Annotated in this window: 8 protein-coding genes; all 8 read left to right on the forward strand. The window is 53.3% G+C overall.

The window, feature by feature from the left end; all coding sequences use genetic code 11:
* Positions 1-339 precede the first annotated feature (339 nt).
* Positions 340-996 (forward strand): hypothetical protein, encoded by a 657-nt coding sequence (locus tag FBQ85_20240; GenBank protein MDL1877466.1) that lies wholly within the window; start codon positions 340-342, stop codon positions 994-996.
* A 787-nt stretch (positions 997-1,783) separates the two neighbouring features.
* The gene (locus FBQ85_20245; protein MDL1877467.1) at positions 1,784-3,235 is read left to right on the forward strand and encodes an HD domain-containing protein; all 1,452 of its coding nucleotides are present in this window, start codon (positions 1,784-1,786) and stop codon (positions 3,233-3,235) included.
* Between the two features lie 58 nt (positions 3,236-3,293).
* Positions 3,294-4,001: a YIP1 family protein gene (locus FBQ85_20250; GenBank protein MDL1877468.1), complete on the forward strand. Its 708-nt coding sequence runs from the start codon at positions 3,294-3,296 to the stop codon at positions 3,999-4,001.
* A gap of 32 nt (positions 4,002-4,033) precedes the next feature.
* Entirely contained in the window at positions 4,034-5,398 is a 1,365-nt protein-coding gene (locus tag FBQ85_20255) for a TolC family protein (protein ID MDL1877469.1), read from the forward strand.
* Between the two features lie 168 nt (positions 5,399-5,566).
* Complete coding sequence (locus FBQ85_20260) at positions 5,567-6,859, forward strand: efflux RND transporter periplasmic adaptor subunit (GenBank protein MDL1877470.1); 1,293 nt, start codon at positions 5,567-5,569, stop codon at positions 6,857-6,859.
* 77 nt (positions 6,860-6,936) lie between these two features.
* Complete coding sequence (locus FBQ85_20265; GenBank protein MDL1877471.1) at positions 6,937-7,626, forward strand: ABC transporter ATP-binding protein; 690 nt, start codon at positions 6,937-6,939, stop codon at positions 7,624-7,626.
* 66 nt (positions 7,627-7,692) lie between these two features.
* Positions 7,693-8,928, forward strand: a complete 1,236-nt coding sequence (locus FBQ85_20270; protein MDL1877472.1) for an FtsX-like permease family protein — start codon at positions 7,693-7,695, stop codon at positions 8,926-8,928.
* A gap of 100 nt (positions 8,929-9,028) precedes the next feature.
* On the forward strand, positions 9,029-9,935 hold a 907-nt coding region (locus tag FBQ85_20275), incomplete at its 3' end, for an ABC transporter permease (GenBank protein ID MDL1877473.1).

The raw sequence follows: 9,935 nt of genomic DNA on the forward strand, positions 1-9,935 counted from the left end.
AATTTGGATGAGCGGGAACACGCGCTGCGTTTGCCGGGAGGAAGCTGGCAGGATATTTTGGGAAGCAACATTGTTCAGATGACTGGCGGCGAAAGTGTATTGAAACTGCCGGCAAAAACGGCGGCGGTGGCCGTGCGACTGCGCAATGATCGGTGAGAGGTTCTGAGAAGTTCCCCCTTGCTTGCGCAGGATATGTGATGGATTTGAACGTCGGACATTGGCAAGTCACGGCTCAGTCGTGGCTGAACTTCCGCGAAGCCGTGGTTGATCTGTTGCAAGCATTGACGCCCCGCCATTTTGCAGCTTGCCTTCCGAGGCATTTTTGCCTATCTTTTTTGCATGATCATCTTCTCGGATTTTGACGGTACCATTGCACAAAACGATGTTGGCAATCTTCTGGCGCGGACATTCGGCGATGCAGCGTCCTGTGCTGAGGCTGTTGCCGCGTGGAAGCGCGATGAAATCAGTTCCTGGCAATGTATCGAGCGCGAAAGCGCCACGATCCGTGTAACGCAATTCCAACTCGAGGCCTTTTGTGATCGTCAAATGTTGAGCAACGGTTTTGTCGAGTTTGCGGCATTGTGCCGCAGTCGCGCTTGGCCGTTAATCGTGCTCAGCGACGGCTGGGATTATTACATTCAACGCATTCTCGCGCGTCACGGTCTCACATTGCCGGTTTACAGCAATCATTTGCGTCTCGCGCCTCCCGATCGCCTGTTTGTGGAGTTCCCTCATCGCGAGCATAGCTGCGGCCGCTGCGCGAATTGCAAGGGTTATCACGTGCGCCGCATGCGACATGACCATGAACCGGTCGTCTACATTGGCGACGGCTTTTCCGACCGTTGCGGCGCGCGGGAAGCGAATTTGATTTTTGCCAAAGGCGAGCTGGCGGACTGGCTGCAGAAAGAACAAATTACGCATCATCGGTTCGAAGATTTTGTCGAGATCGCGGCTGTTTTGGAGGAAAACGCGGGCAATAACATGCGCATACACTGAAATCGTTTTGGCTGGATGAAAATGTTGTAATTGACAAATGGGGCTGGTGGATTGCAATGAAAGTTCGGGAAGTCATAAAGCTGCTTGAACGTGAGGGATGGCGTCTGGTCCAAGCGATGGTGTTCAGCCACGGCTTGGCCGTGGCTTGACCACAGCAGATGCCACGGCCAGGCCGTGGCCGAGCAAGTCGGGATTAGCATTATGACTGCCAAAGTTCCTTAGATGATTAGCTTTTTAAAGTTAGAATAAAATTCTGAACGTGTTTCGCCCACTGAAATCCCACTGAAAAGGCTTTTCCCTTTCTGTGGCAGTTCCACTTCTGTGGGCGAAGTTTTCAAACCTGCTCGAAGAGCTTCGATTTTCAGCTTGTCTGAAAATCGGGGTAGGCCATAAGGCGCTCAAAGTTAGAATAAAATTCCGAAAGTTTGTGACAGAACAATTTGTCGGCAGAACGATTCAAAATAATTCTGCCGATAAATCATCCTGCCAGAGTTTTTTCGGCGATGCTCGGTGACTTCGACGCATTTCGATGGAAAAACTTTATCGCCGATGGTCACCGAGTTTCGCCGAACAGGTATTTGCTGCTGCGCAGAAGTTTTGATTTGCAGCTTGTCTGCAAATCGGTTTAATCCATTAAGCGTGAATTCGGAGTTTTAAAAGCAAAGACTTTTCTGTAAGCGAATACAGCTCTTGCTTTATTCGCTTACCAAGAAATCCGCTTACAGTAAGCATTTTAGTTCCGGCTTGTCCGGCTTCGGAATTTTCTGAATACCAAGTCCTTGATTTCATGATAACCCTTTTGCAAGAATTCCCCCTTCTAAAAACCATCGGCGATTTCGCTAATCAGCACGATCAGGAAGTTTATGTCGTGGGCGGATTTGTGCGTGATTATTTGCTGCACCGCCTGGAAAACGAGAAGGGCGGTCAGGAAATTGATTTTGTCGTGGTTGGCGACGGCATTCAGTTCGCCACCGCGCTGGCGCGGCATCTGCGCGTCGCCAAGCCTACGGTTTTCCAAAAATTCGGCACCGCCATGCTGCGCTGGCAGGGGCAACAACTCGAGTTCGTGGGCGCACGCAAGGAAAGCTACCGCGGCGATTCGCGCAAACCCGAGGTGGAGCCTGCGGATTTGTCCACCGATTTGGCGCGCCGGGATTTTACCATAAATGCCATGGCGGTTGCCCTGCATGCGCCGGACGCCGGGCGATTGCACGATCCCTTCGAAGGCCGCACGGATTTGCAGGCCGGCGTGATCCGTACGCCATTGGAGCCGGGCGCAACGTTCAATGATGATCCGCTGCGCCTCATGCGCGGCATTCGTTTCGCGGCGCAATTGCAATTCAAAATCGAAACAAAAACATTTGCTGCGATGGCGGCAATGCGCGAGCGGCTGGGCATTATTTCGCAAGAACGCATTACCGAAGAATTGCTCAAAATCGTGGCTGTGCCCAAACCCTCGATCGGGTTCGATCTGCTCGACAAATCCGGCGTGCTGCAAATCATTTTGCCGGAGCTGGTCGAATTGAAAGGCGTGGAAGAATACGCCGGCTATCAGCACAAGGACGTGTTCAATCACACGCTGATGGTCTTGAATAATCTCAGCAGCGTGTCGGATAAAATACCCTTGCGCCTGGCGGCGCTGTTTCATGATATCGCCAAACCGCGCACGAAAGAATTCAAGCCCGGCAAAGGCTGGACGTTTCATGGCCACGAGGACGTTGGCGGCCGCATGATTCCCCCGATTTTTCGCCGGCTCAAGCTGCCGATGGAATGGTCAAACTATGTGCAAAAACTGACACGTTTGCATCTGCGCCCGATTGCGCTTACGGAAGAAGAGTGTACCGATTCCGCCTACCGCCGGTTGCTGTTTCAAGCCGGCGAAGATTTGGAAGATTTGCTCACGCTCTGCCGTTCGGATATCACCTCGGGCAATGCACAGCGCCGCAAACAGCATCTCGAAAATTTTGATTTCGTCGTGCGGCGCCTCAATGAAGTGGAAGAAAAAGATCGCATGCGCGCGTTTCAATCGCCGGTACGCGGCGACGAGATTATGACGCTCTGCCAATTGCAGCCCGGCCCGCTGGTGGGCAAATTAAAAACCGCAATTGAAGAAGCGATTTTAGAGGGCGTAATTCCCAATGAGCATGGCGCGGCGCGCGCATATTTGCTGAATATTAAAGATGAAATCATGGCGCAAGCGCCTCAGGCAAGTTTAAATTATGCGGAAACTTTTGATTAAATCGTTCGTCTTAAAGCACTGTTTTTGAACCCCAGAGCTAAACCTGTGGAGGAGGAAGATGACTTACAACGACCCGAGTTCCAGTTCAACCGTAACCCCCAAATCCAAAAGTTTTGTGGAACGCCTGATTGGCGTATTCACCTCGCCGTCGGCGACGATGCAAGACATTGCGGCGCGCCCGAGTTGGCTGATACCGTTGATTCTCGTTTGCGTGTCTGCGTTGGCGTTTTCCTTGTATACACAAGATCTCATCATCGAAACGCAGCGCACGGAAACCCTGAAAAGAAACCCGAACATGACCGAAGAGCAAATTGCCGGCATGGAAAAGGTGATGAAGATCACCACACCGATCTTTGCGGTGTTGGGCACGGGCGTTTTTTATCTGGCCATCGGCGGCCTCTTGATGTTCACCGGCAACATTCTGCTGGGCGGTCAAACCAAATTCAAAACGCTTTTTTCCACGGTATGCTGGAGCGGCGTGATTACGCTGGTAAGTTCGCTCATTAACGCGCCGGTGATGAAAGCGCGAGGGGTGATGGAAAGCGCAACCAGCCTGGCTGGGCTTTTGCCCTCCGGAGACAGCAAGAGTGTGTTGCATACGTTGCTGTCGCAAATAGATTTGCTTAATATTTGGTGGGTGGCCGTCGCCGGTTTTGGTTTTGCTGCGGCCTATAAATTTTCAACGAAGAAGAGCATGATCACTGTGTTTGTGTGGTGGGCCATTTTTGTGGCCATTGGCGTCGCCGTGAAAACGATGACCAGTTAAACGATAACTAAGGAAGGAGCGTCACAATTATCATGAAACGAATCACACTCTATCTGCTGCTGGCTACGGTTGCCCTTTCCGGCGCCGCTTTGGCGCAAAACGGCAAGGCCTTGACGTTGGACGAGTGTATTGCCGTTGCGCTGCGCGGCAATTCCGCGCTGCAAAATGCGCAGCGCCGGCTGAACATTGCGGGTACGCAAGTGACCACTGCGCGTTCCGGCGTGTTGCCGTCGTTCGATCTTTCTCTCTCCTCCGGCCGTTTCCGTCAAGGCAATCGCACGCGGCTTGGCGACGTGCTTGTGGGTTTTGATCCGGTAACCGGCCAGGCCGTCTACGAACGCCGCACCCTCACGCAAGCCGGCTTCAGTACGAGTGATCATTCCGCGCAAATTTCCGCTTCGCTGCCGCTTTTTGATTTTGGCGCAAGCTGGAATCGCATCAGACAAGCGGGCGCCAGCGAAGATGCCAGCGCCAAGACATTTGAGTCGACCAAACAAAACACGATTTTGCTCGTGCATCAGCGCTACTTTGGCTATTTGAAAGAGCGCCAACTTTTGGCGGTTTATGAGGATGCCGCAAAGTCGAGTGAAGAGCAGCTCAAACGCACCGAAAGCATGTACGAGATCGGCTCGGTGGCGCAAGGCGACGTTTTTCGCCAGCGTACGCAACTCGGCAATGATCGCATCAATCTCATCACGCAGCAGAATCAAGTGCGCAATGCGCGTTCGCTGTTGAACGTTGCCATGGGCCGCCCGCCGGATGCTGAACTTGATATTATTGATATGGAAGCATTGCCGGAAACGCGCTCCTATACTCTGGAAGACGTTTTAAACGTCGCAATTGAAAAAAATCCTGAGCTGCAGAGCTACAAATTTCAAATGCGCAGCGCCGGCATCGGCAAAAGCATTGCGCGCTCGGCCTATTTGCCAAGCTTCTCGCTCTCCGGAGCGTATCGCCGCACGCACAACGAGTTCGGGCGTGTTTATTCGGATTTTGACAAAAACTGGAACGGCTCGGTGGGCATCGACATGCGCTTGAATTTGTTCAATGGATTCTCGGATCAAGCCAACCTCGAGCGCGAGAGCTTGAATTATCGCATTGCTGAAGAAGATTATACCGATCGTTTGCGCAACATTCGGCTGGAGGCGGAACAAGCGCTGCTGAGATTGCAGGCCTGGCAGGAAATCACCGCGATTAACACCGAAAATTTGGCCTCCGCTCAGGAAGACTTGCGCCTGGCGCAAGAACGCTATCGAGTGGGCGCCGGCACACTGCTGGATATTATCACGGCCCAGGCCAATTTGACGCGCGCGCGCTCGACGCTGGTAAGCGCAAAATATGACAGCATGATTGCCAACGCGCAGTTGAAGGCCAGCATGGGAACCCTGGGCCAATAACTCGTCCGCTTTTGTTAGGAACGCGGCGTCTGTTATTCCGTCTCCTTAAATTGATTTCCGGTGAGGGAGACATTTTTCTCCACGAGGCTGTGCATGATTTGCCAGCCCCCAAGGCAGGCGCAACGAGGCTTGTAAGAATTTTATGCTTTCTATGTGAAGGAAATTTAAATGTCAAAACGCACGAAATTGCTAATCGGCATTTTGGGTATCGTGCTGGTCGGCGCGCTTATTTTTTTTAATATGCGCCGTGGCCGTAGCGATCAAACCGAAGTGCAGGCTGAAAAAGTCCGGCGCTCGGATGTCATTCAGACGGTGTCCGGCTCGGGCAAAGTGAAACCGGTTATTGAAGTCAAAATTTCGGCGAACGTTTCGGCGGAAATTGTTCGTCTGAACGTGAAAGAAGGCGATGCCGTGAAGAAAGGCCAGGTCCTGGGAGAGCTGGATCGCACACGCTATGTTGCGGCCCTGGACCGCGCCAAGTCGAATCTGAAATCCGCCGAAGCCAACCTGTTGAAAGCGCGCAGCGACTATCAGCGCGGCCAGGAGCTTTTCTCCAGAAGCCTCTATTCCCAAGCGGAGCTTGAAAGCGTCAAAGCCTCGCTCACACTGGCGGAAAGCAGCGTTGATGAAGCGCGCGCGGCGTTGAACCAGGCGCAGGACGATCTTTCCAAAACCACGCTGATCTCGCCAATTGACGGTACCGTGATTCAACTCAACAAGGAAGTCGGTGAAATTGCGCTAGGCTCGCAATTCACCTCGGATGTGATTATGACAGTCGGCGATCTTTCCGCGATGGAGATGATCGCGCAAATCGATGAAAACGACGTCGTGTTGATTGAATTGGGCGATCAGGCCAAGCTCGAAGTTGATGCCCTTCCTGATCATCCGTTGGCTTGCGAAGTCACCGAAATTGCGAATATGGCGACCACCACCGGCCGCGGCACGCAGGAAGAAGTGACGAATTTCGACGTTACAGTCGGCATCAAAGAAAACCATCCCAAATTGCGGCCCGGCATGTCGGCTACGGTTGACATTCAAACCGAGATTCATCCGCAGGTGTTGAATATTCCGATTCAATGCATCACCGTGCGGCCCAAAAGCGATTTAAAGGATACGACGCTCGCCTACATGGAGAGTCGCGCCGCCAAACAGGAACGGGAAGAACAATCCAAGGTGCGGGAAGTCGCTTCCACTGATGAAGCGAAAAATGAGCCGGTGATCGCCGCCAAGAAAGACCTGATCGAAGTTGCGTTCGTCATTCGCGAAGGCAAAGCGGTGATGGTTCCGGTGATTACGGGCATCAGCGATGATACGCATGTGGAGGTGCTGAGCGGGCTGCAGGAGGGTGATGAGGTGATCACCGGCCCCTATCGCATACTCTCAAAAACGCTGAAAGACGGCGAGGCGGTGAAAATCAAAAAGGAAGAAACGCCGCTGAAGGGTGAGAAGGAGCAGTCTTAACAAACCATTTTTTGCCAGAGCAGTTGTGCCCGCTGCGCAAGCGGTTGTGCGCGGGTGTAAGAAACGAGGAAACGATCATGCTAATCGACGTGCAAAAGCTTTTTAAGATTTACGAGATCGGCGAGATCAAGGTGAACGCGCTGCGCGGCGTTGACGTTCAAATCGGCGAGAATGAGTATGTCGCGATCATGGGGCCCTCCGGCTCCGGCAAATCCACGTTGATGAACATACTCGGCTGTCTCGATACGCCCTCCGAGGGCAAGTATCAATTCGGCGGCGAAGACGTGCACAAAATGGATGACGATCAGTTGGCGGAAATCCGCAATCGCCGCATCGGCTTCGTGTTTCAGACCTTTAATTTGCTGCCGCGCGCGACCGCGCTGCACAACGTCGAGTTGCCGCTGGTTTATGCCGGCGTCGCCGCCTCCAAGCGGCGCGCACAGGCAAAAGCGGCTTTGGAGCGTGTCGGCCTGGCTGATCGCATGACGCACAAACCGAACGAACTGTCGGGCGGCCAGCGCCAGCGTGTCGCGATTGCGCGTGCGCTGGTGAATAATCCCTCCATCATTCTTGCGGACGAGCCGACCGGAAATCTCGATACCGCCACGGGCGACGAGATTATGAACATTTTTTCCGACTTGCATAATCAAGGCAATACCATTATTTTGGTCACGCACGAAGAGTACATCGCCGAGCATGCCCACCGCATTCTTCGCCTGCGCGACGGCCGCATCGAGTCGGATACGACGGTGCCCGGCAAGAATTAATGTCTGACCTGTCTGGCGCGGCCTCGCGCCGGATTATCGCAATAAACCGCAAAGGCGCTAAATTTTATGTTGCTCCTTTTCCTGGATTTGTGGGAGGGCATCCTCATTGCCCTTCAGGCGTTGCGCGCGAACAAGCTGCGGTTTTTGTTGACCACGCTCGGCATTGTGATCGGCGTCATGACGGTGATCACGATAGTCGCGTTGATTCAAGGCATCAATAAATCGTTTTACGATGAAATTTCCTCCATTGGAACCGACACGCTCTACATTCAGAAATTTGCCTGGGTCAACAACGATCAAGAAGCATGGGCGCGCTTTCGCAATCGCAAAGACATCACCATGCGCGAGTATGACGCGGTGGTGAAGTATGCCACCCTCGCCAAAGCCGTGACGCCCAGCATCTACACGCGCGTGAACGTGAAATACGAGGACACCGGCATTAGCGGTGTTTTAGTTGTTGGCTCGAATGACAATTATATTCAGACCAACAACACCGGTCCCGAGCTCGGACGTTTCATCACAACGATGGATGTTGACTATCGCCGCAACGTGTGTGTGTTGGGCGCAGAAATCGCCGAAAAACTGTTCGGTCGTGAAGATCCCGTCGGCAAGCGCATCAGTCTTGCTAATCGCGGTTTTCGCGTGGTGGGTGTGTTGACGGAACGCGGAAAAGTTTTTGGTTGGAATCCCAACGTCTTGGTGGTGGTGCCTATCGGCGCGTTTGAAAATGCTTTCGGCCGGCGCCGCTCGGTTGAAATTCAAGTCAAGGTGCAGCACGCCGATCTGTTGGACGAGGCGCAGGATGAGTTGACCGGCATTTTGCGGCGCGTGCGCAAGGTGGCGCCGCACAAAGAAGATGATTTCTCCATCAACCGCCAAAGCTTGCTGATGAATTTCTACAACAGCCTGACGGCCGGGTTGTGGGCGCTTGCCATCGGCGTCGGGTCGATCTCGCTGCTCGTCGGCGGCATCGGTATCATGAACATCATGCTGGTTTCGGTGACGGAGCGCACGCGCGAGATCGGTGTGCGCAAAGCCATTGGCGCAAAGCGCCGCGATATTCTCTGGCAATTCTTGGTGGAGACCATGATCATTTGCAGCCTCGGCGTCATGCTTGGCATCGGCGCCGCCATGGGCGTTGCCCTGCTCATCGAAAAGGCCTTTTCTTTTCCGGTGGTTTTTTCGCCGTGGATCATCTTGCTCGGGCTGGGCTTTGTCGTGACCATCGGCTTGTTTTTTGGCATCTATCCCGCCAACAAAGCCGCGCGCCTAAGTCCGACGGAAGCATTGCGCTATGAGTAAAGCCAAAGACGCCAGCAAAAAAATCAAACCAACAAAGGCAAATGGGATTGTATGCGGCGCTGGTGTAGCGCCCTCTTAATTTGTCTTGCAGGAATGCCCTATGATTTTCAGCGAAAACCTCGATATTGCCCTGAGCGCGATTCGCGCCAGCAAATTGCGCTCGTCGCTCACGCTGCTCGGCGTCATCATCGGCGTGATGACGATTATCGGCATGCAAGCAATTGTGGGCGGCTTTCAGCGGGATTTGGAAAAGCAGCTCACGGTGTTGGGCGCAAATACCTTTCAAATTCAAAAATTTCCCGCCATCATCACCAGCCACGAGCAATGGCGGCGCTATCAAAATCGTAAAGATTTGCGCGAAGACGAGTTGGATGCGGTGATGAAATATGCCACGCTGGCAAAAAGCGTGAGCGGCGAACATATGCAATTCGGCGGCGTCGTGCGCTATCAAGATCGCAAAACCACGCCGACGATTATGATCGTTGGCGTCACCAGCGAGTATCTTGACAACAATGGTTATCTGCTGCGCAACGGCCGCTTTGTCAATCCCACCGATGAGCAATACAGCGCGCACATGGCGGTTTTGGGCCACGATTTAATCGGCCGGCTTTTCCCGTTTGAAGATCCGGTGGGGCGCGAGATTCGTGTGGATGCCGAGCGTTTCTTGATTGTCGGAGCGCTGGAAGAAAAAGGCCGGGTTTTTGGCAATAGCCAGGATAACCTGGTGATGATTCCGTTGAGCACCTTCGAAAAAATTTACGGCTCGAAACGCTCGATGTCGATTCAGATTCAGGCGCCCAGCGCCTCGGCTTATGAGACCACCGTCGATCAAGTCACCGGCATTTTGCGCGCCATTCGCAAAGTCCTGCCCGGCGCGGAAAACGATTTTGAAATTTTTTCGAGCGGCTCTCTCATCGAAACTGCGAACAAACTCACGAGTGTTGCGGGCTGGGCCGGGCTTATCATTGCTGCGATTTCATTGATCGTGGCAGGCGTGGGCATCATGA

It is taken from the genome of Cytophagia bacterium CHB2 (genome assembly GCA_030263535.1).
Lineage (GTDB): Bacteria > Zhuqueibacterota > Zhuqueibacteria > Zhuqueibacterales > Zhuqueibacteraceae > Coneutiohabitans.

What these genes read in the sequence shown, in the direction of transcription:
- FBQ85_20240 (MDL1877466.1), top strand. Translation starts at nt 340, where the DNA reads ATGATCATCTTCTCGGATTTTGACGGTACCATTGCACAAAACGATGTT.
- FBQ85_20245 (MDL1877467.1), top strand. Translation starts at nt 1,784, where the DNA reads ATGATAACCCTTTTGCAAGAATTCCCCCTTCTAAAAACCATCGGCGAT.
- FBQ85_20250 (MDL1877468.1), top strand. Translation starts at nt 3,294, where the DNA reads ATGACTTACAACGACCCGAGTTCCAGTTCAACCGTAACCCCCAAATCC.
- FBQ85_20255 (MDL1877469.1), top strand. Translation starts at nt 4,034, where the DNA reads ATGAAACGAATCACACTCTATCTGCTGCTGGCTACGGTTGCCCTTTCC.
- FBQ85_20260 (MDL1877470.1), top strand. Translation starts at nt 5,567, where the DNA reads ATGTCAAAACGCACGAAATTGCTAATCGGCATTTTGGGTATCGTGCTG.
- FBQ85_20265 (MDL1877471.1), top strand. Translation starts at nt 6,937, where the DNA reads ATGCTAATCGACGTGCAAAAGCTTTTTAAGATTTACGAGATCGGCGAG.
- FBQ85_20270 (MDL1877472.1), top strand. Translation starts at nt 7,693, where the DNA reads ATGTTGCTCCTTTTCCTGGATTTGTGGGAGGGCATCCTCATTGCCCTT.